At 43.5% G+C, this 22,770-nt stretch carries 24 protein-coding genes; 16 read left to right on the top strand and 8 right to left on the bottom strand.

Annotation, left to right across the window (positions count from 1 at the left end; genetic code table 11):
* Nucleotides 1–382: 382 nt before the first annotated feature.
* The 3 genes from O9300_RS14040 to prmC all read left to right on the top strand — a co-directional run bounded on the left by O9300_RS14040 (nucleotide 383) and on the right by prmC (nucleotide 2,895).
* Entirely contained in the window at nucleotides 383–817 is a 435-nt protein-coding gene (locus tag O9300_RS14040) for a hypothetical protein (RefSeq protein ID WP_287972260.1), read from the top strand.
* A gap of 387 nt (nucleotides 818–1,204) precedes the next feature.
* Nucleotides 1,205–2,005, top strand: coding sequence for a Tic22 family protein (locus O9300_RS14035; protein WP_002797039.1), 801 nt, complete (start codon nucleotides 1,205–1,207; stop codon nucleotides 2,003–2,005).
* Between the two features lie 5 nt (nucleotides 2,006–2,010).
* On the top strand, nucleotides 2,011–2,895 hold the full coding sequence (gene prmC / locus O9300_RS14030) for a peptide chain release factor N(5)-glutamine methyltransferase (RefSeq protein WP_287972258.1): 885 nt from the start codon (nucleotides 2,011–2,013) through the stop codon (nucleotides 2,893–2,895).
* Here the strand turns inward: prmC and O9300_RS14025 are convergent.
* The 4 genes from O9300_RS14025 to O9300_RS14010 are packed head-to-tail and all read right to left on the bottom strand — an operon-like array spanning nucleotide 2,892 to nucleotide 5,776.
* Nucleotides 2,892–3,428: a hypothetical protein gene (locus O9300_RS14025; RefSeq protein ID WP_061431790.1), complete on the bottom strand. Its 537-nt coding sequence runs from the start codon at nucleotides 3,426–3,428 to the stop codon at nucleotides 2,892–2,894. The two genes, prmC and O9300_RS14025, sit on opposite strands and share 4 nt — an antisense overlap.
* Nucleotides 3,392–4,093 (bottom strand): orotidine-5'-phosphate decarboxylase, encoded by a 702-nt coding sequence (gene pyrF, locus O9300_RS14020; RefSeq protein ID WP_287972257.1) that lies wholly within the window; start codon nucleotides 4,091–4,093, stop codon nucleotides 3,392–3,394. Before pyrF ends, O9300_RS14025 begins: the two co-directional genes overlap by 37 nt.
* 14 nt (nucleotides 4,094–4,107) lie before the next feature.
* Entirely contained in the window at nucleotides 4,108–4,572 is a 465-nt protein-coding gene (locus O9300_RS14015; protein WP_287972255.1) for an MEKHLA domain-containing protein, read from the bottom strand.
* Nucleotides 4,573–4,594: 22 nt separating this feature from the next.
* Nucleotides 4,595–5,776 (bottom strand): M20 family metallopeptidase, encoded by a 1,182-nt coding sequence (locus O9300_RS14010; RefSeq protein WP_190723022.1) that lies wholly within the window; start codon nucleotides 5,774–5,776, stop codon nucleotides 4,595–4,597.
* Nucleotides 5,777–6,003: 227 nt separating this feature from the next.
* Here O9300_RS14010 and queF point away from each other — a divergent pair, with 227 nt between their 5' ends.
* From queF to O9300_RS13960, 11 genes are all read left to right on the top strand, one after another.
* Nucleotides 6,004–6,399 carry a preQ(1) synthase gene (gene queF, locus O9300_RS14005; RefSeq protein ID WP_002740916.1) on the top strand — a complete coding sequence of 132 codons (396 nt, stop codon included), beginning with the start codon at nucleotides 6,004–6,006 and terminating at the stop codon, nucleotides 6,397–6,399.
* A 418-nt stretch (nucleotides 6,400–6,817) separates the two neighbouring features.
* Nucleotides 6,818–7,849 (top strand): PstS family phosphate ABC transporter substrate-binding protein, encoded by a 1,032-nt coding sequence (locus O9300_RS14000; RefSeq protein ID WP_287972254.1) that lies wholly within the window; start codon nucleotides 6,818–6,820, stop codon nucleotides 7,847–7,849.
* Nucleotides 7,850–8,202: 353 nt separating this feature from the next.
* A complete protein-coding gene (locus tag O9300_RS13995) occupies nucleotides 8,203–8,367 on the top strand; it encodes a Het-E N-terminal domain-containing protein (protein WP_287972261.1) in 165 nt (54 codons plus the stop codon).
* A gap of 186 nt (nucleotides 8,368–8,553) precedes the next feature.
* The gene (locus O9300_RS19520; protein WP_353851556.1) at nucleotides 8,554–8,820 is read left to right on the top strand and encodes a Het-E N-terminal domain-containing protein; all 267 of its coding nucleotides are present in this window, start codon (nucleotides 8,554–8,556) and stop codon (nucleotides 8,818–8,820) included.
* Nucleotides 8,821–8,846: 26 nt separating this feature from the next.
* Nucleotides 8,847–9,209, top strand: coding sequence for a hypothetical protein (locus O9300_RS13990; protein WP_287972252.1), 363 nt, complete (start codon nucleotides 8,847–8,849; stop codon nucleotides 9,207–9,209).
* Nucleotides 9,210–9,274: 65 nt separating this feature from the next.
* Nucleotides 9,275–12,316, top strand: a complete 3,042-nt coding sequence (locus tag O9300_RS13985) for an nSTAND1 domain-containing NTPase (RefSeq protein WP_287972250.1) — start codon at nucleotides 9,275–9,277, stop codon at nucleotides 12,314–12,316.
* A 339-nt stretch (nucleotides 12,317–12,655) separates the two neighbouring features.
* Nucleotides 12,656–12,904, top strand: a complete 249-nt coding sequence (locus O9300_RS13980; protein WP_002736552.1) for a type II toxin-antitoxin system HicB family antitoxin — start codon at nucleotides 12,656–12,658, stop codon at nucleotides 12,902–12,904.
* Nucleotides 12,905–12,906: 2 nt separating this feature from the next.
* On the top strand, nucleotides 12,907–13,122 hold the full coding sequence (locus tag O9300_RS13975) for a type II toxin-antitoxin system HicA family toxin (protein WP_002797028.1): 216 nt from the start codon (nucleotides 12,907–12,909) through the stop codon (nucleotides 13,120–13,122).
* A gap of 205 nt (nucleotides 13,123–13,327) precedes the next feature.
* Entirely contained in the window at nucleotides 13,328–13,525 is a 198-nt protein-coding gene (locus tag O9300_RS13970) for a hypothetical protein (RefSeq protein WP_002797026.1), read from the top strand.
* 86 nt (nucleotides 13,526–13,611) lie between these two features.
* Nucleotides 13,612–13,839: a DUF8778 family protein gene (locus O9300_RS13965; protein WP_052277900.1), complete on the top strand. Its 228-nt coding sequence runs from the start codon at nucleotides 13,612–13,614 to the stop codon at nucleotides 13,837–13,839.
* 216 nt (nucleotides 13,840–14,055) lie between these two features.
* On the top strand, nucleotides 14,056–14,235 hold the full coding sequence (locus O9300_RS13960; RefSeq protein ID WP_002758288.1) for a hypothetical protein: 180 nt from the start codon (nucleotides 14,056–14,058) through the stop codon (nucleotides 14,233–14,235).
* A 558-nt stretch (nucleotides 14,236–14,793) separates the two neighbouring features.
* Here O9300_RS13960 and O9300_RS13955 read toward each other — a convergent pair.
* The 4 genes from O9300_RS13955 to O9300_RS13940 all read right to left on the bottom strand — a co-directional run bounded on the left by O9300_RS13955 (nucleotide 14,794) and on the right by O9300_RS13940 (nucleotide 21,280).
* Nucleotides 14,794–16,002, bottom strand: coding sequence for an ATP-dependent 6-phosphofructokinase (locus tag O9300_RS13955; RefSeq protein WP_287972246.1), 1,209 nt, complete (start codon nucleotides 16,000–16,002; stop codon nucleotides 14,794–14,796).
* A gap of 148 nt (nucleotides 16,003–16,150) precedes the next feature.
* Entirely contained in the window at nucleotides 16,151–17,176 is a 1,026-nt protein-coding gene (locus O9300_RS13950) for a dihydroorotate dehydrogenase-like protein (protein ID WP_002800213.1), read from the bottom strand.
* A gap of 2 nt (nucleotides 17,177–17,178) precedes the next feature.
* The gene (gene nifJ / locus O9300_RS13945) at nucleotides 17,179–20,733 is read right to left on the bottom strand and encodes a pyruvate:ferredoxin (flavodoxin) oxidoreductase (RefSeq protein WP_287972245.1); all 3,555 of its coding nucleotides are present in this window, start codon (nucleotides 20,731–20,733) and stop codon (nucleotides 17,179–17,181) included.
* A gap of 400 nt (nucleotides 20,734–21,133) precedes the next feature.
* Entirely contained in the window at nucleotides 21,134–21,280 is a 147-nt protein-coding gene (locus O9300_RS13940; RefSeq protein ID WP_287972243.1) for a hypothetical protein, read from the bottom strand.
* Between the two features lie 136 nt (nucleotides 21,281–21,416).
* Here O9300_RS13940 and lexA point away from each other — a divergent pair, with 136 nt between their 5' ends.
* On the top strand, nucleotides 21,417–22,031 hold the full coding sequence (lexA, locus tag O9300_RS13935) for a transcriptional repressor LexA (protein WP_079209078.1): 615 nt from the start codon (nucleotides 21,417–21,419) through the stop codon (nucleotides 22,029–22,031).
* Between the two features lie 164 nt (nucleotides 22,032–22,195).
* Nucleotides 22,196–22,462 (top strand): TIGR02450 family Trp-rich protein, encoded by a 267-nt coding sequence (locus O9300_RS13930; RefSeq protein WP_002737176.1) that lies wholly within the window; start codon nucleotides 22,196–22,198, stop codon nucleotides 22,460–22,462.
* Nucleotides 22,463–22,770: the final 308 nt, after the last annotated feature.

Here is a 22,770-nt window from a genome sequence, read left to right as displayed (position 1 = left end):
TTGCGGGGATAGGGGGGAAAATTCAGGTACTTTTTCCCTGAAAATTAGGTAGTTGACCACCTGAAAATCGATCAAACCCCACACCCCACACCCCACACCCCACACCCTGCCCCCAGAAAAGCTTTTTCAGCAGCCCCTAATTACACATCTAAGCCACTACTCCGCCAGACTTCTGCTGTGAGTAAACAGTGAACTGAAAACTCAAATCCGATCCCTAATAGCTGTCTCGGAGTCTCGGAGTCTCGGAGTCTCGGAGTCTCGGAGTCTCGACTAGGAAATTAATTTTGCACGACTACTTATAGATAAGTGACTAGAAAAAATTTAAGAATACTTTCTCACCTAGCCCGACCTTTTATACTAACCGATTAAGAGGATAATTACCGTGAAAACAGCGAAATATCCCGAAAAAATTGCCGCTCTCTGGACAACATTCCTCTTGGGAACCCTATTTCACACCCAACTGGGTTTAATGCCGCTCTTCCATGGTCAATCGATCGTCGAGAGTCATCAAACCAGCAATCTCGATCCGATTTTCTGGGGAATGTTGCTCTTTTTTTTGCTGCCAATGTTAGCGATTATCGGGGTCAATTTTAGCGAAAGTCGCTCCTTGAGAAAGTCCCATTTCTGGCTGACAATTCTCTATTCTGTCTTGAATTTAGCCCATCTGATCGCCGATCTTCTGGTCAGACCGATCGCCTGGTATCAAATCGCTCTCATGGCAATTTTATTGATCATCGGACTGATTTTAAATCTAGTTTCCTATCAATGGCTGCGGTTAGCGATCGCCCATCCGCACCATCTCTCCGAAAGTCATTAGTAGTGCCAAGATCAAAAGGTAGCCAGTTGACTAACTGATTCAGACAAGAGGAGGCCTTTTGATCTCAAGTTGGTGCTTATTAAGGCAAAAGCAAGCTTAAACCGTAGCTAAAGCGATTTTTTTGAAAATATAGCTTAAAAAATCCAATTAATCCCTATTATTCCCCAGATCAGCCCATAAATTGCCCCTATTTCCTGGCCGCCGCTGCGACCACATCTCACCAAATATGGAGCTTTTTAGCTATGATGGTTCAGAAGCAAGCCAATAAAGGGAACTTTTGGGGCTGGTTATTCATCGGAAAACTCCTGATCGGAGGAGTCAAATAGACTATATAGTTCAGATTAACGGCAAATATTGGTTAATAGTAATAACGAGGTAATTATTTTGATGAAATCTCTCATTCGTTGGACAGCAACTCTTGGTTTAGTAGGAACGACAATGTTGACTTCGCTGCTGGGCAGCTATTCTAAAGCACTCGCTTTACCGGAAGAACAAATCGTCAAAACCTTGCAGTCTGTACCTGTCTTCGCTATTGCCGACGATCAAGGAGTTCCCCTAATTGCCGTAGGAGAAAAAGAACAGAAATTCACGGGGGTTTTTATCAGTCGGCAGGACGCACAAAACTTTTTTGAACGACTGAAAAAAGAGAATCCTGAAGTGGCTAGTAAAGTTAAAGTTCAGCCTGTTTCTTTGGCACAGGTCTATAAAATGCAAACCAGTCAAACCGATCAAAATCGTTTAATTATCGATTTTGTTCCCAAAGAGTCGGAAGTAGAATCAGCGAAAAAACTGCTCAGTGAAAGAGGTCAACAATATCAAGGTGGTGTACCTTTGTTTGTGCCGAAAGCAGGAAAAGAGAGTAATTTTCTGGTGATCAGTCGCAATAATCAGGATTTGATTCCTTTCTTCTTTGAAAAGGCCGCCGCTTTGCAAATGGTAGAACAATATAAAAAAGCTAATCCCGCAGAAGCGGCCACGGTGAAAATTGATGTTATTCCCTTAGAAAATGTCATCGCCACCCTACAACAAAGCAACGATGAAGCTTTAACTAAAATTCTCCTCTATCCTAGCCAAGAAACGATTGATTTCATTCGGGCAAATAGCAACCAAAAGGCTCCCAACCAACCCCCGGCAAATCAGCCACGCCCTAATAATAATACCAATAATCCCCCCGCCCCCAATCGTTAAGTCTTGTGTCTGCTAGTATTTCCGGTCAAGAATTAAGTCAATGGCGCCAACAGGCGATCGCCGATTTAGAGCAAGCGCAACTATCTCCGAAAGAAGTGGATATCTTTCTGCAAGCAGTGACAGATATAGATACTCTTTCCCTGCGCTTACAATCCTTTCGCGAACGAGAAAAAATCCCTTTGAGTTATTCTTGGTCGGAAATTACTAAACGCTGGCAAAAACGCCTGCAATCAAGGGTTCCCTTACAGTATTTGCTCGAATCGGTGGTCTGGCGTAATTTTACCCTCAAAGTCTCCCCAGAAGTCTTAATTCCTCGTCCCGAAACCGAGTTATTAATCGATATTGTTGGAGAAACCGTCAGAGGAGAAGACGGGGGAATCTGGGTAGATCTGGGAACCGGTAGCGGTGCGATCGCTATTGGTTTAGCCAGTATCTTGACAAAAGCAGAGATATATGCTATTGATTACAGTCAAACGGCTTTAGCGATCGCCAAAGAAAATATCATCAATACGGGTTTTGTCGACAGAATTATCTTAAAACAGGGTTCTTGGTGGACACCCCTAGAGAAGTGGCAAGGACAGATTAGCGGTATGCTGTCCAATCCTCCCTATATTCCCAGTGCAGAAATCCTTGACTTACAAATTGAAGTGCGGGAACATGAACCCCGTTTGGCCCTCGATGGAGGTGAAGACGGATTGACCGCGCTGCGCTATCTAGTGGCCACTGCTCCCGATTATCTGCGATCGGGAGGCCTTTGGCTAGTGGAAATGAGAGCCGGTCAAGGGGAAAAAGTAGCGCAAATGCTGGAAAATCAGGGCAATTATCGACAAATTCAGATTATTAACGACCTAGCAGGTTTCGATCGCTTTGTTTTGGCCGAGCGAATTTAGCGCAATGCAGCCGCTTCGCAGTCCCGCAGCCAGAGACGCACCGCTTGGCCGATGGTGCCTTGGCTGGTTTCTAGGGGAGGTAAGGGGACTTGAGCGGGTTCAAGGGCAGCTAATTGACTGTAAACCGTCACTAATCGCCATCCTTCCCCAGTTTTAGTTAAAAATAACCAGTGATAATTCTGGAGAGTGACAAAGCGATTTTTGCTATACTGACGCTCTAAAGTCGTAAAAAAAACCTGTTGAGTGTCATCGGCAATTTGACCAGAATATTGACTGGCAGTTAAAGGTAGGGGTGTAAATTCGGGACGACCGGCAATAATCACAAAAACCGGTGTAGATAATTCTTGATCGATTTGGGAGCGGGTAATAACTCGATTAGCATAACTGGGTAAATCTGACAAGAGGCGATCGACTAAAAGATTTAAATCCTCCGGACAGCTAGAAAGAGGACGACTAACTGCTGGCAAGTTAATCCCGAAAATAACCAGTAATACCCCTAAATATCGGCTAATTCGTGACAAATTTTTGCCCATGCTACCTTTGGCTCCTCGGCACCGGTGATCGGTCGTCCAATTACTAGATAATCAGCCCCAGCTTTAAGCGCTTGGGCCGGAGTCATCACCCGACTTTGATCCCCTTTGCTTGACCAGGAGGGACGAACTCCGGGGCAAACTAAGAGAAAATCCTCTCCACAGACGCGCCGCAATTGCGCCACTTCCTGGGGAGAACAAACCGCGCCATCAATTCCCGATTCCTTGGCCAATAATGCCAGATTTAAGGCATATTCCGATAGTTCTAGGGGAATTTTGAGGTCGAGGGCTAATTCGCGGGCGTTAAGGCTGGTTAAAACGGTGATAGCGAGAAGTTTTGGCGGCGATAGCAGGTCAGAGATTGCCCCCTTAGCCGCCGTCAGTGCTTGCCGTCCGGCCGTAGCGTGCAGGGTGAGTAAATCCACTTGATAGCGACTAGCTGAACGACAGGCCCCGGCGATTGTATTGGGAATATCATGAAATTTTAGATCGAGAAAGCTCTTTTTTTGTCTTTCTTGCAGAATCCCTAGAATTTCTGCACCGCTACTGACAAATAATTCTAGTCCCACTTTCCAAAAATTGACTTCCGGCAACAGATCAAGCAGTGCGATCGCTGATTCTAAATCCGGCACATCGAGAGGAACAATAATTCGGTCTGAGTTGGTCATATTGGGGTGATAAATCAGAGAAAAATCCAATCGGCAAAAGTGGCAGCCTGTCCGCAGTAAATGCCATCACGATCGATGATATTCCAAACGATCGCTTTTTCGATGCGAAATAGTTGACCATTTTTCGTGATCCTTACCCCGTGATAATCGTTGATATAGCCCTGTTTTTTGACTAAATCCAGCATTTTTTGGCGTTCTTTGGCGATTTCCTCCCCCTCTACCGTCGCTCGCGAAGGAGTTGTTAATAATTCTGGCCAAGTTAAACCCCAGAGATCGAGGGCACCGCGATTACCATAATTGAAGATCGGATTAGTTTGTGTACCGTGGGAAACTAGCACAAAAGGGGCATAAAAGAGCATTTTACTCTGTTCTTTGCCAGTACCGATCCGGGGTAAAAGCGATCGCCCGATTAATCGTTCATAATTATCCAGCAGCAATTCCGTCCAAGCTATAATAGCTAAATCTTGCCAAATTTCCATAAAATTATCTTGAAAAACCGGTTTAATCTGGCCGTTGCCAATATTTATAGGCCGCGTAGGCTAAAGTAATCACTCCCGTGAGAATTGCCGACTCATCCACTAAAAATTCCGGATGGTGAAGGGGGGGATTGAGGAGGTGAGGAGAACCCACTCCCAGACGGAACATTGTCCCCGGGGCCTGTTGCAAATAAAGGGAAAAATCCTCGGCCCCCATGGAGGGTTCCGAGAGAATTAAAACCCGATCCTGTCCCCAAGCTTCTAAACCAGCTTCTTCGACTAACCGGGTTAAAAATTGGTCATTTTGTACCGATGGCACGCCCCGGCGATAATTTACTTGACATTTAGCGTTATATGTGCTACAGACATTCGTGACCAAACTCTCGATCCATTCCGGGAGATGGGCGTGGGTTTCTGGGTGCAGCGATCGCACGGTTCCCGCCATGCGTACCTGATCGGCGATGACGTTGGGGGCGCGACCACCGCTAATCTGCCCGATGGTGAGGACAATGGGACGCAAAGGGTTTTGAGTCCGACTAATTGCCTGTTGTAAAGTGGTGATTACTTGCGAAGCGATCCAGATAGCATCGATCGCCTCGTGGGGCCGGGCCCCGTGGCCGGATTCCCCTTGAATAAAAATCTCCAGATCGTCGGCAGCTGCAGTTAAGGCCCCGTAACGAACTCCGATCGATCGGGCCGGAATCGAGGGGAAAACGTGCAGCCCCAAAACGGCGCTGACATCCCGCATCACCCCCTCCCGGATCATCCAATTGGCCCCCTGGGCGATTTCCTCTGCTGGTTGAAAGAGAAAGCGTATTTTTCCCCCCAAAGGTTCCGAGAGACGGGAAAGCACCATCGCCACCCCTAAACCGACGGTAGCATGAACATCGTGACCGCAGGCGTGCATAATCCCCGGTTTGCGGGAAGCAAAGTCTAAATCGGTTCTTTCTTGGATCGGTAGGGCATCCATATCGGCGCGGATGGCTAAAATCCTTCGATCACTGCCTTTTCCCGCCAATTCTCCCTTAACTCCCGTTTTTCCCACCGCTTCCTGCACCGATAGACCACAGGAAGACAAAACCCCGGCAATATAGGCGGCCGTTTGATATTCTTGCCCACTTAACTCTGGATTCGCGTGAATGTGGCGGCGAATCTCCACTAATCGGGGTGCGAGACTCTCGGCTATGTTTTTAATCTCGGAGAGCATGAAACCAGTTTTACAGTATCTTTAGAGTTAATCATAGAGCATTTTTTACCTGAAAATTCGACTTGGCTGATTTTAAGTCTGCATTGTCTTCTCGGCATTCTTTCAACCCGGGACTAAGCTAATTTGTCAATAGGATGCAGGAGTTACTATTCATCTCTTGATTCGGTAACGCCTCTTGAGAGAATATTCCAGCTATGATAGGAAACATTGTCTAGTTAGGAAAAAACATGGTTCAGTCTTCCGAAAAAATTGAAGTTAAGTACGGGGAAAGAGAAATTGCCGAAGGAACATTAATTACTTTCCCCAATCCACGCCCTGGCAGAAATTACGATATTCAGATCACTCTGCCGGAATATACCTGTAAGTGTCCCTTTTCCGGTTATCCCGATTTTGCCACTATTTATCTTAGCTACGTTCCCGATCAAAAGGTGATGGAATTAAAGGCGATTAAACTTTATATTAATAGTTATCGCGATCGTTATATTTCCCACGAAGAAGCAATTAACCAAATTTTAGATGATTTGGTGGCCGCTTGCGAACCCTTGCAGATGAAAGTTAAGGGGGATTTTCATCCCAGAGGTAACGTCCATACCGTGGTGGAGGTGATGTATAAAAAAGAATAGCATAATTGTCTAGTTTGGGGATGGGGTTGCCTCCATCCCTTGCTGTTCTAGTTTTTGTTGTTCAAGTTTTTTTGCTGTTCGAAGGTCTGTAGCCAGTCAACAGGAGAAGATGCTCAAGCAGGTTATATCGCTATCTTGTCCTTTGTCTGATAGGTTTTATACTAAATCCGTTGAGTATAGGCTTACATATCAGGACAGGCACTCATGCAAGAGGCAAGAGGCAAAAGGGAGAATAAATAATCAGTTTTTAATAACCTGGTTTAGTATTACTCATCGAATCTATCCTCTCCTTTCTGTTGTTCGTGTCTCTATGGTTGATCCTTAACCCTTGGCACAACCCGAAAGAATTGTAAAAGTTAGGGTCATTAAAAAAAGCTGGGATTATCATTAAAGTAGTCCGAATCGTGATCCTGATTTTATGTCCCAGAAAAATGAAATTCTTCCGCTGCTGTTGACGGTTATGGTGACATCGGCACTTTTAGGAGGAATTGCTTGGTGGTTGCTCAACAAAACCTTTCCCAATCTCAATGATCGATCTAATTCTTCTTCCTCCTCGAATAATCAAATTTCTGAAACTTTAGGTGCAGTTAAAAATGTCCCGGAAGGATTATTTAACTACGGGGGAAGTACCACTTGGGCCCCGATTCGCAAGGAAGTGGACTTTATTATCCAGCAAGTCTGGCCGAAATTTCGCCTTGTCTATACCGATCCCACTACGGGAACCCCCGGCACCGGCAGCGGTATTCGGATGTTAATCGAGAATCAATTGGCTTTTTCCCAAGCATCTCGATCGCTCAAAGATGAGGAAATACAACGCGCTCAACAACGGGGATTGACCTTAAAAGAGGTTCCCGTAGCTATCGATGGAATTGCGATCGCAGTTCATCCCGATTTACCAGTTTCCGGTCTAACAATTACCCAGTTAAAAGATATTTATACAGGAAAAATTCGCAATTGGCGGCAAGTGGGCGGGCCTAATTTAGCGATTATTCCCTATTCCCGACGCAAGGAAGATGGGGGAACCGTGGAATTTTTTATCGATCAGGTTTTAGAAAAAGCCGATTTTGGCAGTAACATTAAGTACGTTTATAGTACAACTCCCGCTCTCAGAAAAGTTTCCCAAAATCCGGGAGGAATTTACTATGCTTCTGCACCGGAAGTAGTTCCCCAGTGTGGAATTAAAACTTTACCCCTCGGTAAAAGCGAAAATAAGTTAGTTGCCCCCTATCAAGAACCTTCGATCCCGTCTTCCCAATGTCCCCAGAAGCGTAATCAACTGAATGAATTAGCTTTTCAAAAGGGAGAATACCCGATCACCCGTCGTCTTTTTGTTATTATCAAACAAAATGGTCAATTAGACGAACAAGCGGGGGAAGCTTACGCTGATTTGTTATTAACCGATCAAGGACAGGAATTAATTGAAAAAGCTGGTTTTGTTCCCTTGAGATAATTTAATCCAACTTCTACAAATCTAGGTTAAAGTGAATTTGAGCAATTTTCATCTGAGTGTGCGCTTGATTGGGCGCATCTAGAGGACTGCTACTCCCAGTTTTGTCCAGATTTTCGGCTATCCCGTCGCAATCATCCCTCAGTGCGAAAGATTTTTACCGAACAAGCAGGGCATCGATGACGGTGGGATTTACACCTTCTGTCGCTACTATCCCACCTACGTCCAGCTTGCAGTAGTAGCCAACAACCCCGACGAGCAAGCCATCCGCGCCCAATACCTGCGCCATAATTGCGTCAGATACTTTGCTTTGATCTAAAATTGAGTCAGCAATATCTAATTTGGAGTCTCAGGCAATGGAACCGATTTCTCTAATTCTCGCTGCGTTGGCTGCTGGTGCGGTTGCTGCTGCTAAGGATACGGCAGGAACAGCCGTTAAGGATGCTTATGAGAGTTTAAAAGCGTTGATTAAGAAGAAATTTGGTTCTTCGGTTTGTCTTATGCAACAGACAGGATTATAAGAGATGAAACCCTTATAGAGAAAGACATGGCTGCGATTTTTGTCAATTGTTTTCGATCTAGAGCGAACTAATCAATTAAATCTCTTACCAGATAAAGATTTAGTCGATTTATGCCCCCCTATCGAACCATAACAAGTAACGAAGAGCCAGAAATTTGCAGAAAAAGGGAAAACAGATGATAGTGATATCGTCGATAAACATGATAAAAAACCAGATTCAGAGGGGGTAAAAACACTGCTCAAAGAAGAGTTACTTGAAGCAAAAATTGATAGAGATGCAGAGGTTATTAAGACAGCAGAAGAATTACTTAAGCAATTAAAACCTGAAGAATTTGCCGCAGGTAAGTATAATATTAATGTTGGTGGTGATATTAAGGGAATGGTGGGAGATGGTACTTTTAAGGGAATTGCAGGAGATATTAGTGGTGGAAATATTAGTCAGAACATTAATTAGTTGAGGATTATTTAAGAGGGAAATTTATGTCAATTACTGTTGAGGTAGAACTTAAAGATTTTCTAATTCAAATCAATCAAAAGTTAGACAATCTTCAAAAAGATGTTACTGATATTAAGATTGAACTTAGTGAAGTTAAAGGTGAAATTAAGCGTCTGGAGGGAAAAATTGATGGTGTCGAGAAGCGTCTGGAGGAAAAAATCGATGGTATTGAGAAGCGTCTAGAGGGAAAAATTGATGGTATTGAGAAGCGTTTAGAGGGAAAAAATGATGGCGTGGAAAAGCGCTTAGAGAATCAAGAGTTTGTCAGTCGAGGGATTTTAGTCGCTTTAATTGTAACGATTTTAGGCGGTTTGGCTAAATTGTTTGGTTTAGTAGGAAGTCCTTAAAGAGTGCTAATTCTAAAACTGCAATTTAAAGTTAACTTTAAAAGAATAATTTTGGGGTAGCAAAAATGACTGATAAAAGTTATTATTCAGAAATAGGAGGTGATGTTAAAGGTCTTATTGGTGATGGTGAATTTAAGGGAATTGCGGGTGATATTAGTGGCGGTGTAATCAATCAATATATTATCACCCAAAAGTCAGGAGTTGAGATTCAGTCTCAACCTTTAATTACGGGTTCACCTTATTTGGGTTTAAGGAAGTTTGAAGTAGATGATAAGGATAGGTTTTTTGGGCGAGATAATTGGATTGTTGAGTTAACTGATTATTTACAGCAAAAGAATGTTTTATTGCTTTTAGGTGCGTCGGGAAGTGGTAAGTCTTCTCTCGTGCAAGCGGGTTTAATTCCTAAGTTAAAGGATAATTTTGGCGCGAATAAATTGGTTAATTTAACTTTTGTTCCTGATGTTAATCCCTTTGAGTCTTTTTATGGTTGTCTTTTGGCAAATAGATATAAACAATACCAAGCAAAATTAGCACAATCTGTTCAGGAAGATACTTTAATTAAGGTGGTTGAAGGATTAAAAAATAATTCTGATTTATGGTTTATTTTTATTGACCAATTTGAGGAATTATTTACTCGTACACCGAAGACGGAAAGAGATATTTTCATTAAAAGTTTGATTAAATTAATTGAAAATAATGATAGTTTAGTTAAAATTGTGATGACGATGAGGGCGGATTTTTTAGATAAATTAAGTCCTTATCCCAGTTTAGGAAAAATCCATGATCAGTATAGCAAGATGTTAACGGATATGGACGAAAGTGAGTTAAGATTAGCTATTGCTGAACCGGCGGCGAGAAATGGGGTAATCTTTGAAAAGGGATTAATTAATCAAATTATTGCCGATTTTTATGAACAGGCCGGCTCTTTACCTCTGTTACAATATACGCTAGATTTATTGTGGGAAAAAAATCATATTCAAAATCGGATTTTAAATAATAAGATTTATCAAGAGATTGGTGGGGTAACGGGTGCGCTAGAAAAACAAGCGGATAAAATTTATAGTCAATTTAATGAACAGCAACGGAAAGCAGCAGAGGAAATTTTTCTAGAGTTAATTAGTTTAGAAGGGGAAAAAGCGGTTAGCAGAAGGGCGGATAAATCGAGTTTTGAACAGGAGGAAATGCAAAGGGAAGTTCTCTATCAATTGATAGATAATCGTCTTTTGGTGAGTAAGGGAGAAGACGGGAAAGCAACGGTTGAGGTGGCACATGAAGAATTGTTGCGGTGTTGGCAAGTGTTACAGGATTTAATTCGAGAAAAAGAGGAGATAATTGTTCTGAGAAGTCGTTTATATGCTGATGCAAAACAGTGGGATGATTTACAGAAGCAAGATGCAGTAAAAGCGAGTAGTGAGCTTTGGCGAGGTTCTAAGTTGGCTAAAATTGTTGAGTTTCAAAAGAATAATTCTCTGCCTAATTTAGATCCTGTGGCGATTGAGTTTATTAAGGCGAGTGTTACTCAAGCTGAACGTCAAAAAAATGAAAAAATTAGAACAGCGCGAAGGATTGCGGCGGTTTCTTTGGTGGCGGTGGTGATTAGTACAGGATTGGGTTGGATGGCTTGGAAACAAACACAACAAGCGGAACTCAATCTGGCAAATGCTCGCGGGTTTTCTTCCTTGTCTTTGTTTGATAGAGGAAAAGAATTAGAGGCTTTCGTTGAAGCAATTAAGGCAGGAAAAACCTTGCAAAATCAACACAAATATGATGCGGAAGTGATGAATGCTTTGAATAAGATTCTGGTTGAGAGAAGTGAACGCTATACTTTAGAAGGGCATAATAGTAATGTCAATAGCGTGAGTTTTAGCAGCGATGGCAAGACTTTAGCGACCGGTAGTGATGACAAGACAATCAAACTGTGGAATGTTCAGACAGGTCAAGAAATCCGCACTCTCACTGGGCATAATGGTATTGTCAATAGCGTAAGTTTTAGCAGCGACGGTAAGACTTTAGCGACGGGTAGTGATGACAAGACAATCAAACTATGGAATGTTCAGACAGGAAAAGAAATCCGTACTCTCTCTGGGCATAATAGAGGTGTCACTAGCGTGAGTTTTAGTAGCAACGGTAAAACTTTAGCGACCGGTGGCTGGGATAATACTGTCAAACTGTGGAATGTAGAGACAAGAAAAGAAATCCGCACTCTCTCTGGGCATAATGGTATTGTCTTTAGCGTGAGTTTTAGTAGCGACGGTAAAACTTTAGCGACCGGTAGTGATGACAACACAATCAAACTGTGGAATGTGGAGACAGGAAAAGAAATCCGCTCTCTCTCTCTTTTTGATAATAGCAGTTTCAGAAGCGTAAGTTTTAGCATCGACGGTAATATCTTAGCAACCGGTGGTAGGTGGAAGACCACAATCAAACTGTGGAATATAGAGACGGGTCAAGAAATCCGCACTCTTACTGGGCATAATGGCGGTGTCTATAGCGTGAGTTTTAGCAGCGACGGTAAGACTTTAGCTTCTGATAGTAGTGACAACACAATCAAACTGTGGAATGTAGAGACAGGGAAAGAAATCCGCACTCTCTCTGGGCATAATGATATTGTTAGAAGCGTGAGTTTTAGCCCTGACGGTAAGACTTTAGCGACTGGTAGTGGTAACTTTTTATCTAGTAGTGACAACACTATCAAACTCTGGAATGTAGAAACAGGCAAGGAAATCCGCACCCTCAAGGGGCATGATAGCTCTGTCATAAGCGTTAATTTTAGTCCCGACGGCAAGACTTTGGTGAGCGGTAGTTGGGACGGGACTATCAAACTCTGGAATGTAGAAACAGGACAAGAAATCCGCACCCTCAAGGGGCATGATAGCGCTGTCTATAGCGTTAATTTTAGTCCCGACGGCAAGACATTGGTGAGCGGTAGTGACGACAACACTATCAAACTCTGGAATGGAAACAATGGCTGGGATTTAGATGCTTTAATGGAGCGTAGTTGCGATTGGGTGCGGGTTTATTTGCACAATCCTAATTCTGGTGTCAGGGAGGAGGATAGGCATTTGTGTGATGGGATTGGGGGTAAATCGTCAGTATCAGGATTTTGAGGATTAGAGGATTTTCAGGATGCTCAATCTTAAAAGATTGTCAGGAGTTTCCAAGTAAATAATCCAGTTAATCCTAAAATCCCGTTAATCTTGGTTTAGACTTCTTTGTGAGGATACAGAAGGATTATAGGGCGATGCAGAAGAGTTGTAGGACAATACAGAAAGATTGTAGGACAATGCAGGACTTAAACGCTTTAATGGGGCGTAGTTGCGATTGGGTGCGGGTTTATTTGCACAATCCTAATTCTGGCGTTAAGGAGGAGGATAGACATTTGTGTGATGGGATTGGTGAGGAGAAGTGATAATATAGTTACATATTATGGAGATTTAGAGAAGAAAATGATCTTACTCAATTATTGTGAAAAAGCTTTACAAAAAGCACAATACAAAAGGCTAAATGACGGTACTTGGTTTGCTGAAATAGAAGGCTTTCAAGGCGTTTGGGGAAATGGATTGACCGTTGAAGAATGCCGTCAAGACTTACTAGAAGTTCTAGAAGAATGGATCATTTTAAAATTACAAGATGGCGACCCTTTACCTATCATAGATGGATTAGAAATTAAAGTTACAACAGTTGCAGAAGTTTAGTTATGCCATCAGCAATTTCTCGCAGAAAATTAATCAGAAAATTGAAAGCTTTAGGTTACACAGGACCTTTTTCTGGTAGTAAACATCAATTTATGAAAAAGGGTCAACATAAAATTCGCATCCCTAACCCTCATGGAAATCAAGAAATCTCTATAGATTTAGTTAAGGAAATTCTCAAACAAGCGGGTATTAGTGATGAAGAATGGGACAACAGTTAAACAGTATTGGTTATATATTTAGGATTTGATCTTTATGATTCTTTTCATATCGCTTCCGCCGAATATGCTAGGATAGACGTATTGCTAACCACCGATGACAGATTACTTAGAAAAGCCATAAAATACAGTAAATTATTGCAAGTAAAATTAGATAATCCTGTTACTTGTTTAATGGAAACTTTGCTATTACAAGGAGATGAAAACAATGACACCAATTGAGCTAAGACAAAAAGGCTATCAAGCATTAGTTAAAGAATTAGGACAAGTCGATGCTATTCGCTTTTTACAAGATACTGGATGGGGTTTTGGTGACTATACTCAAGAACGTCAACAGACCTTAAAAAATGTGACAAGAGCCGATTTTTGGCAAGATATTCAGGAGATTAGAAGTAAGCAGAATTAAATTTAATAGTGAAGGAAAATTAGTTGGCAAGGAAAAGTAGTTCACGATACGATAGACATTGGAATCAAATAGCCAAAGAGATAACAATGGCTAAAATCTCCATTTCTTTACCCGATGAACTGGTTAATTACCTAGACCAGAAAGTAGAAGATAAAAGCATTTTCATCGCCTCAATTTTACAACAATGGCGACAACAACAAGAAGCAGAAGAACTCGCCCAAGCTTTTTTAGCAGTAGATGAACTAGAATTAGGATGGACTGACGAATGGCAAACAGCAGCGATTATCAACTCGGAAGCATTATGGCTGAAGTAAAACTGAGTTCTAAACATCTAAACTCCTTAAAAAAATTTATTGAAGACGCATTAACCGAAAGACTGCAAGAACTTCAAGAAGGAATTAAGCACACTCAATAACGAATAACTTTTTTTGAAAATAAGTAGCTGGTTATAATTAAATTAAAAATGGATTTTAGGTTCGATCCCCCCTGCCCCCCTTGATAAGGGGGGTGCCGATAGGCGGGGGGATCTGATGATTTTTAACGCCTACCTACTTAAGTATCAAATGCAGACACAAGAATTTCTCAGACGATTTGAAAACAATGAATTGCAGCATACCTTAGACTTTGATGAATGGATGGGAGAAGCTTGGATGCTAGAAGCTTTACTGCAAGACAAAGAAGAAATTGAGGAGATAGAATTTGTTGATTAATGACTATTTTCAAGAGATTAGACATCTCATTGAAGCTTGTCCAATAGTTCAATCTTATAACCTCATTACTGATAGTAGAAGTCTTTATGTAGGATTTGCGGCAAAAAGTACGGGCGAAGCATTCGGATAGAAAATCTCTGGTTTCACCGATAGGTTATTGCCCGAATGCTTCGCCCCTACAGGACGCGGGCCGATAATAAAAGTTTATGCTCAGAAAATTAATTAGGGCTGGCTGAAAAAGTAGGGGCGAAGCATTCGGATAGGAAATCTACGGTTTCACCGATAGGTTATGCCCGAATGCTTCGCCCCGAAGATGCAAGGTTTTCAACCACGATTCTCTCAAAATCTTGCACCTGTTTCGCAAAATAGGCCCCTAAAACCCTTACCTCGTCTATATTTCACATTTATTCAGCAAGCCCTAATTACACTCTTTTAAAAAGTTTTTTTATTTCGACAGTAGCTGTCAGTATCTCCCGTAATTGTAGCGTTTAGAAATACCTAATCTTAACCAATTAACCAAGCGAGAAAGTATTAGCAACCCTTCTCGCTTTATTATCACTAAACCAACACCTCCACAGCTTCTGGAACCACTGCCGTCTCAGTTGTGGTATTTTCCCCTAGATAAATTCCCAAAGAACGGGCTGTTTTCACAATAAAACCATCAGGATCAACGGGATAGGCACAGCGATGCTCTTGATGACATTGTTTGATAATTTTGATCACTGGTTTCAGGGGCAAACTACGCACTTGTCCCCCGCGCCAAATCACCACGCGATCGAGTTTTCCCTGTTCGATTAATTCTACGGCCTTAATGCCGAAAGCCGTGGCTAACAGTCGATCCATGGCCAAAGGAGGACGACTTCTTTGCAGGTGTCCCAAAGACATGGCCCGCACATCCATGGAATTGAGATAACAGAAGACGGGATCGGTAACGCACAAAGAGCGAGTTTTGTCAAATATTAATTTTTCTAAATAATCGGCAATATACTTCTCTTTTTGGTTATCTTCGTTTTTAACACCCTCAGAAATGACAATGAGAGCGAATTTACGACCTTGAGCGCGTAATTCTGCCAAATGACGACAACAACCGTCGATAATTGCGGGAGTGAGAGCCGGGGTTAATTCGGGAATAAAAATCGCATCGGCCCCCCCGGCAATTCCGGCATGAAGGGCTAAATGACCGGCATCTCTACCCATCACCTGCACAATCATCACCCTTTCGTGACTAGCGGCGGTAAAGGTGAGATCATACAAAGCTTGAGTGACGATATCGACGGCAGTGGTAAAACCGACTGCCCATTCCGTATAGGGAACGTCATTATCGATGGTTTTGGGAACCGCGATAATATTCCAGTTGCCTTTCTGGGCGAGATCGTAGATGATATCAATGCTCCCATCGCCCCCAACGACGATCAGGGCATCTAATCCCAGCATTTCGTATCCTTGCAGGATTTTCGTGGCAATTTCTGGGTTTTCGGGATGTCCTTTGCTCAAAGAACCCAAGACACTACCACTAAGAAACTGCAAAACGTCTAATCCTTTCAAGACCCCGGGTAGGTTATAGCCATGCTGAGTCAGGATCAAATCTTCGGGGTGATATTTTCCCTCGGCAATCTGCATAAAACCGTCGGTCCCGTAGGGAATGCCGTACACATCCCAACCCTTGAGTTTTGATGATTTCACCACGGCACGAATTACCGCATTTAACCCCGGGCAATCGCCACCACTGGTCAGAATGCCGATTTTTTTCTTTTGATTCTCGTTCATGGTTATATCCTCCAGGATTTTTTTTCGTTGTCGGGAGTCAGTATTAAGGAGTCAGGAGTCGGGAGTCAGGAGATTATTTTTATTTATTCTCCCTGCTCCCCACTCCCCAATTCATAATTCATAATTCATAATTTCCCACTTCCCACTTTTATTTGCTGGTGGTTTGAAAACGTTTCCAAACAGGTTCGTAACTTTGCAGAGCTTTCATGTACTGTACCCGTTCAAAAGCGGTCGGATCTGGGCAATTCATTTGACTCATACTGCCAATTAACTGCTCGATCGATTCGTACTCATTTTCTTCCAACCAATGCAACAAACCCTGTTCGATCTTGGTAATTTCCTCCAAACCGTGGCGTAATAAAACACTAACTAACATGGTCGCTTTTGCCCCCACCATCATCATTTTGATCACGTCGATGGCGTTATGAATGCCACTGGTAGCGGCAAAATCCGTCGGTACACGACCGTAAAGCATGGCAATCCAGCGCAGGGGTAAACGCATTGCTTGGGGATTACTGAGGATAATATTGGGGTGAACATCTAAGGTTTCTAAGTCGATATCCGGCTGATAGAAACGGTTAAATAATACCAACCCATCGGCCCCCGCTTCCGCTAATTGTTTAGCCATATTGGCCGTATTGCTAAAGTAGGGACTTAACTTCATCGAGACGGGAATTGATACCTCCGATTTGACAATTTTGAGGATATCAATATAGTTTTGTTCGACGTGATTTCCGGTTAATTCCAGGTCGTTGGGAACATAATAAACATTCAACTCCAAAGCATCAGCGCCCGCTTGTTGAATTTGAGTGGCATACTCCAACCATCCCCCAGAGGTCTCACCGTTGAGACTGGCAATAATCGGAATATCGACCATTTCTTTGGCTTTGCGAATATGGTTGAGATATTCGTCGGAACCAACGTGAAAAACCTCCGGTTCGGGAAAATAAGTCAAAGCTTCCGCAAAACTCTCGGCTCCGTGGGTAAAATGATGGTGTAGAGCCAGTCTTTCGTGTTTAATCTGCTCCTCGAAAAAGGAGTGTAAAACCACGGCAGCGGCCCCAAAGTCTTCCATTCTCTTGATATTGTCGATATCCTCGCTCAAGGGTGCGGCCGCACCGATGACTAGCGGCGATCGCAATTGTAAACCCATGTAGGTAGTGTGTAGATTCATAACTATTCGTTGCTCCCTGTACCTTTTGCTGCTAAATACTGATACATTTGCCAGCGCGTATCCACATCTGCTTGTGCTTCTTTGAGCAGACGTTTAGCTTCCTCCGGCTTACTGGTGGCCAACATCTTAAAGCGATTCTCCGAGTAGAGAGTTTGCGCTACGGTAAGCTTAGGCGCACGGCTGTCCAATTGCAGGGGATTTTTGCCTTCTTTAGCTAAATCGGGATGATAACGGTACATTAACCAGCGACCGCTTTCCACCACTTCTTTTTGATGGTTCATGGCGGTGGTCATGTTGATCCCGTGAGCAATACAGTGAGAATAGGCGATAATTAACGATGGCCCGTTGTAAGCTTCCGCTTCTAGGAAAGCTTTGATCGTTTGCTCGTTTCTTGCCCCCATAGCCACGCTGGCCACATAGACGTTACCGTAGGTCATGGCCATTAAACCGAGGTCTTTTTTCGGGCTGGGTTTGCCACCAGAAGCAAATTTAGCTACGGCGGCCCGAGGAGTAGCTTTCGAGGCCTGGCCGCCCGTATTCGAGTAAACTTCCGTATCCATGACCAAAATATTCACATTGCGACCACTGGCTAAAACGTGATCTAAGCCACCATAACCGATGTCGTAGGCCCAACCGTCACCCCCGACAATCCAGACGCTTTTCTTGACCAGATAATCGGCCACGGATAACAACATTTTCACCTGCGTGGTCGGGGTTAATTGCCCTAAACGGGATTTTAGGGCCTCTACCCGTTGCCGTTGTTCGTAAATTTCCGCTTCATCCACTTGGTGACAATTGAGAATATCTGCCGCTAGACTTTCTCCGATTTCACTAGCGAGGGTTCCTAAGAGTTCGGCGGCAAATTCTGCCTGTTTATCGATGGAAACTCGGAATCCTAAGCCAAATTCGGCATTATCTTCAAAGAGGGAATTCGACCAGGCCGGCCCGCGACCTTCGGCGTTAACTGCCCAGGGTGTTGTCGGTAAATTACCTCCGTAGATAGATGAACAACCGGTGGCATTAGCCACTATCATGCGATCGCCAAATAGCTGACTGACTAATTTAACGTAGGGAGTCTCACCACAACCGGCACAAGCGCCGGAAAACTCAAAGAGAGGTTCCTGCATTTGCTGATGGTTAATTTTATTGAGATTTAGGCTTAATCGGTCTGGATTAGGCAAATTAAGGAAGAAATCCCAGTTAACTCGTTCCTGTTCCCGCAGGGGCAATTGGGGAGCCATATTAATCGCTCTTAGACGCGGTTGCGATTTGTTTTTAGCGGGGCAAACATCAACACAGAGACCGCAACCGGTACAATCTTCGGCGGCCACTTGGATGGTGAATTTTAGCCCTTTCCAGTCGTGATCCTTGGCATTAGCGACTTTAAAGGTTTCCGGGGCCGTGGCTAATTCGGCCTCATCATAGACTTTCGAGCGAATAACGGCGTGGGGACAAACGAGAACGCATTTACCGCACTGAACACAGACATCCGCATCCCAAACGGGGATTTCTTGGGCAATATTGCGTTTTTCCCATTGGCTAGTGGCGGTGGGGTAAGTACCATCGTTGGGAAGGGAGCTAACGGGCAATTCATCCCCGTGACGGGCGATAATTTTGCCGAGGACTTCTCGGACGAAAGCGGGTGCGTTGTCGGGAATTGGTGGTCTTAATTCAAAAGCTTCAGGGGTGACAGTGGCGGGAATTGGGACTTGATAGAGGTGTTCTAGGGCAGAATCCACAGCTTTGATGTTCATCTGCACGATTTCTTCGCCTTTCTTGCCGTAGGTCTTGCGGATGGCTTTTTTAATTTGTGCGATCGCCTCTTCCCGAGACAAAACTCCCGCTAGGGCAAAGAAACACACCTGCATAACGGTATTAATCCGACTGCCCATCCCCGCTTCTTTGGCTACTTGAGTGGCATTAATCGTATAAACTTGCAGATTTTTATCGATGATAGTTTGCTGGAGATTGCGGGGTAAGTGACTAAATACCTCCTCCGGTGGATAGGGACTATTCAGGAGAAAAATTGAGTTCGATTTAGCGGTTTCTAGCAGGTCAAATTGTTCGATAAATTCCCACTGATGACAGGCGATAAAGTTAGCATCAGTGATTAAATAGGTAGAGCGAATCGGCTCCGGTCCAAAGCGTAGGTGAGAAACGGTGACAGACCCAGATTTTTTGGAATCATAGACGAAATAACCCTGGGCATAATTATCAGTATCTTCACCGATAATTTTAATTGAATTTTTGTTAGCTCCCACCGTACCATCGGAACCTAAACCGTAGAAAACCGCCCGCACTACTTCGTCCGGTTCGGTGGAAAAACTGCGGTCATATTCCAGACTGGAAAAGGTAAGATCGTCAACGATACCAATAGTGAAGTGATTTTTCGGTTTGTCGAGACTTAAGTTATCAAATATACCAGCAATCATGGCTGGAGTAAATTCTTTGGAAGATAAACCGTAGCGTCCTCCCACAATTTTCGGCAGCTTGCCTTCGTAGTCTTCCATAAAGGCATTTACCACGTCTAAATATAGCGGATCGCCCCCAGCACCGGGTTCTTTACAGCGATCTAAAACGGCTATTTTTTTCACCGTGGTGGGCAGAGCTGCCAGTAATTTTTCGGCGGCAAAGGGACGATAGAGACGAACTTTTAAAACCCCAACTTTAGCCCCATTTTGATTGAGATAATCAACGGTTTCATGGACGGTTTCCCCTCCCGATCCCATTAACATAATCACTCTTTCGGCATCGGGCGCACCGTGGTATTCATAGAGATGGTATTGCCGTCCTGTTAATTGGGCAAAACGATCCATAATTTTTTGAGTGATATCGGGACAAGCATAATAGAAAGGATTGACGCTTTCCCTTGCCTGGAAATAAACATCGGGATTTTGTGCCGTGCCTCGTAAAACCGGTCGATCGGGAGTTAAAGCCCTTTGACGATGGGCAATAATTAGGTCTTCATCGATCAGTTCTTTGAGAGTTTCATCGCTAATTAATTCGACTTTTTGCACCTCATGACTGGTACGAAAACCATCAAAAAAGTGCAGAAAAGGAATCCGCGTTTCTAGGGTGGTAGCTGTGGCAATAGCCGCCAGATCTTGAGCTTCTTGAACGGAATTAGCCGCTAACATAGCCCAACCCGTACTTCTGGCAGACATGACATCACTATGATCCCCAAAAATCGACAACCCTTGGGCTGCTAAAGCACGGGCCGCCACATGGACTACTGAAGAGGTTAATTCCCCCGCAATTTTGTAGAAGTTGGGGAGCATTAATAATAATCCCTGCGAGGAAGTGAAAGTAGTAGTTAAAGCTCCTGTTTGTAGCGCTCCGTGCAGGGTTCCCGCTGCCCCACCTTCGCTCTGCATTTCGATTACGGAAGGGATGGTTCCCCAGAGATTAGCTCTGCGTTCGGCCGCCCAACTATCGGACCATTCACCCATAGGCGAGGAGGGAGTGATAGGATAAATAGCGATTACTTCACTGAGACGATAGGCAACGCGCGCAACAGCTTCGTTACCGTCTATGGTTGCATAGGTTTTTTTTGTCATGTGTTCCCCTTAGTTTTTACGATATTTGTCGGGATTTTAAGTTTTTTTACGGCTCAATTTCGCACTAAATATCCTGTCGTTTCCCTGACAACCGAAGGATTTTCTTTGAGCGTCGCTTTTGACTCCCTATCTACTATTGGACGCTTACGGCAGACAGGCTTAAGTAGAGCGATTTTTCTGTCTCCACCTCGATCATTATCCAGATTCTTGGCTTTCTAGCAATTCGTTATTTTTTCTTAATACGCTGCTGAGTTTGCCAGCAACCGACACTGGAGTTAATTAATATTGAGAATTGAGATAAAAATTAATGATACTTTTTTTAAAAAAGTGCTAGGTCAGAAGATAAGCTGTTGACTATCTAAATTACTCGTTAAGACTGTCTATGAGCAGGGAGAAGGAATTATGAATTATTAATTAGGGTTTGCGGCAAAAAGTTTTTCGGTGGGGGCAGGGTGTGGGGTGTAGGGTGTAGGGTGTGGGGTGTCGGAAGAATAAATAGAAATAATCTCCTGTCTCGGAGTCTCCTGTCTCGGAGTCTCCTAACCAAGCACGACAATTTTTGATTTTTGCCAGAGATCTAATAACCAGTTGATTTAGTCAGCCGATGAAGTTAAGATGTACTAGGTTAAACACAAATGAACTAAAGTACAAATTATCTTAACCCAAGGATAGGAAAATAGATCATGACTAACCTCGAAACCCTTACTCAAGCGCAACAGGAGTTGTACGACTGGCTAATTGAGTATATTCGCACTACTCAACACGCCCCTTCCATCCGGCAAATGATGCGAGCGATGAATTTACGCTCTCCCGCACCGATTCAAAGCCGTTTAGAACGTTTACGCGCCAAAGGCTATATTGATTGGACAGAAGGAAAAGCACGCACCCTGCGGATTCTCAAACAACCAGTGCAAGGTTTACCGGTTCTAGGTGCGATCGCTGCTGGTGGTTTAGTGGAACCCTTCACCGATGTGGAAGAAAAACTCGATCTTTCTAACCTGTTGCAACGCAGTCAAGACTGTTATGCTCTGCGGGTTTCCGGAGACAGTATGATCGAGGATCATATTGCCGATGGGGATCTGGTGATTATGCGTTCTCTCACGGGTAATGAAGCGGTCTCCAATGGGGAAATCGTCGCCGCTAGAGTCGAAGGCCACGGTACTACTTTAAAACGTTTCTACCAAGAAGGAGAAATCATCACTCTCCAACCCTCTAATCAAAAATATCAACCAATTACAGCCAATACCGAACAAGTACAAGTGCAAGGGGTTTTGGTTGGTGTTTGGCGCGGTTATTAGCCAAAACTGGGGCGCACTTAAGCGCCCCGATAATTTGACTTTTGTTCTGCTGGCTTTTTTTCAGTTTGTCATCGAGTCGATCGCTCCGGGAAAAGAATCGGGTTGGCAGACATAGGATAATATAAGGGTTTTAGCCTATCCCGAACTCAGATGTCTTAACTTTTATGCCCAAAAAACAGAAATATCCCCATCTCTTGGGATCAAAATGGACGGCAAAACAAAAAACATGGGGCTGGCGACATTTTCAAGTGGTCAATCGTCAAAATCGCGGTCAATGGGTTTTTGCCGAATTAGTCGCTTCCTGCGATCCGACCGTCCGCTTCTGGATTAATGCTAAACAGTTGCAAGACGCGAATCTCTGGCAATCAGGTTGGCAAACCCTAACGGAAATGAACCAACCCGACAGCGCCGACGAGATTATTGTTAATTAATATTAAGAACTCTTGTAATTTTTCACTCTTTGCCCATCAGCTACGCCGAGAGCTTTTTATTCCTAAGCTGTTAACTATTTAGGGCTTGCTGAATAATGGTAAAACCCTTTTAAAATAAGGCTTTTGACCTGTTAAAGTCCGATGTTAGTGCAAGAAAATAGGATTGGGACTTTCAAAAACCTTGCATTATCCTTCTTGTGGTACATCGCTTGGTACAAAAAACAAGGGCAACAAAGCCTGAAACGACCGGCTACTGACGACCGACGACCGACTCCTACCCCCAGGAAAAACTTTTTCAGCAGACCCTA

Origin of the sequence: Microcystis sp. LE19-195.1E (assembly GCF_027532095.1) — a bacterium.
In the GTDB taxonomy this organism is placed as follows: domain Bacteria; phylum Cyanobacteriota; class Cyanobacteriia; order Cyanobacteriales; family Microcystaceae; genus Microcystis; species Microcystis aeruginosa.
The sequence above is the reverse complement of the archived record's forward strand: the minus strand, read 5'-3'. Positions and strand labels throughout refer to the sequence as shown.

Excerpts from the sequence above, each read along its gene's own strand:
- O9300_RS13995 (WP_287972261.1), top strand. The coding sequence starts at position 8,203 with ATGGAACCGATTTCTCTAATTCTCGCTGCGTTGGCTGCTGGTGCGGTT.
- O9300_RS13990 (WP_287972252.1), top strand. The coding sequence starts at position 8,847 with ATGTCAATTACTGTTGAGGTAGAACTTAAAGATTTTCTAATTCAAATC.
- O9300_RS13970 (WP_002797026.1), top strand. The coding sequence starts at position 13,328 with ATGACACCAATTGAGCTAAGACAAAAAGGCTATCAAGCATTAGTTAAA.
- O9300_RS13980 (WP_002736552.1), top strand. The coding sequence starts at position 12,656 with ATGATCTTACTCAATTATTGTGAAAAAGCTTTACAAAAAGCACAATAC.
- O9300_RS13975 (WP_002797028.1), top strand. The coding sequence starts at position 12,907 with ATGCCATCAGCAATTTCTCGCAGAAAATTAATCAGAAAATTGAAAGCT.
- O9300_RS13960 (WP_002758288.1), top strand. The coding sequence starts at position 14,056 with ATGATTTTTAACGCCTACCTACTTAAGTATCAAATGCAGACACAAGAA.
- nifJ (WP_287972245.1), bottom strand. The coding sequence starts at position 20,733 with ATGACAAAAAAAACCTATGCAACCATAGACGGTAACGAAGCTGTTGCG.
- pyrF (WP_287972257.1), bottom strand. The coding sequence starts at position 4,093 with ATGACCAACTCAGACCGAATTATTGTTCCTCTCGATGTGCCGGATTTA.
- lexA (WP_079209078.1), top strand. The coding sequence starts at position 21,417 with ATGACTAACCTCGAAACCCTTACTCAAGCGCAACAGGAGTTGTACGAC.
- O9300_RS13965 (WP_052277900.1), top strand. The coding sequence starts at position 13,612 with ATGGCTAAAATCTCCATTTCTTTACCCGATGAACTGGTTAATTACCTA.
- O9300_RS13985 (WP_287972250.1), top strand. The coding sequence starts at position 9,275 with ATGACTGATAAAAGTTATTATTCAGAAATAGGAGGTGATGTTAAAGGT.
- O9300_RS14015 (WP_287972255.1), bottom strand. The coding sequence starts at position 4,572 with ATGGAAATTTGGCAAGATTTAGCTATTATAGCTTGGACGGAATTGCTG.
- O9300_RS14035 (WP_002797039.1), top strand. The coding sequence starts at position 1,205 with ATGAAATCTCTCATTCGTTGGACAGCAACTCTTGGTTTAGTAGGAACG.
- O9300_RS13930 (WP_002737176.1), top strand. The coding sequence starts at position 22,196 with ATGCCCAAAAAACAGAAATATCCCCATCTCTTGGGATCAAAATGGACG.
- O9300_RS13955 (WP_287972246.1), bottom strand. The coding sequence starts at position 16,002 with ATGAACGAGAATCAAAAGAAAAAAATCGGCATTCTGACCAGTGGTGGC.
- O9300_RS14025 (WP_061431790.1), bottom strand. The coding sequence starts at position 3,428 with ATGGGCAAAAATTTGTCACGAATTAGCCGATATTTAGGGGTATTACTG.
- O9300_RS14000 (WP_287972254.1), top strand. The coding sequence starts at position 6,818 with ATGTCCCAGAAAAATGAAATTCTTCCGCTGCTGTTGACGGTTATGGTG.
- O9300_RS14010 (WP_190723022.1), bottom strand. The coding sequence starts at position 5,776 with ATGCTCTCCGAGATTAAAAACATAGCCGAGAGTCTCGCACCCCGATTA.
- queF (WP_002740916.1), top strand. The coding sequence starts at position 6,004 with ATGGTTCAGTCTTCCGAAAAAATTGAAGTTAAGTACGGGGAAAGAGAA.
- O9300_RS13950 (WP_002800213.1), bottom strand. The coding sequence starts at position 17,176 with ATGAATCTACACACTACCTACATGGGTTTACAATTGCGATCGCCGCTA.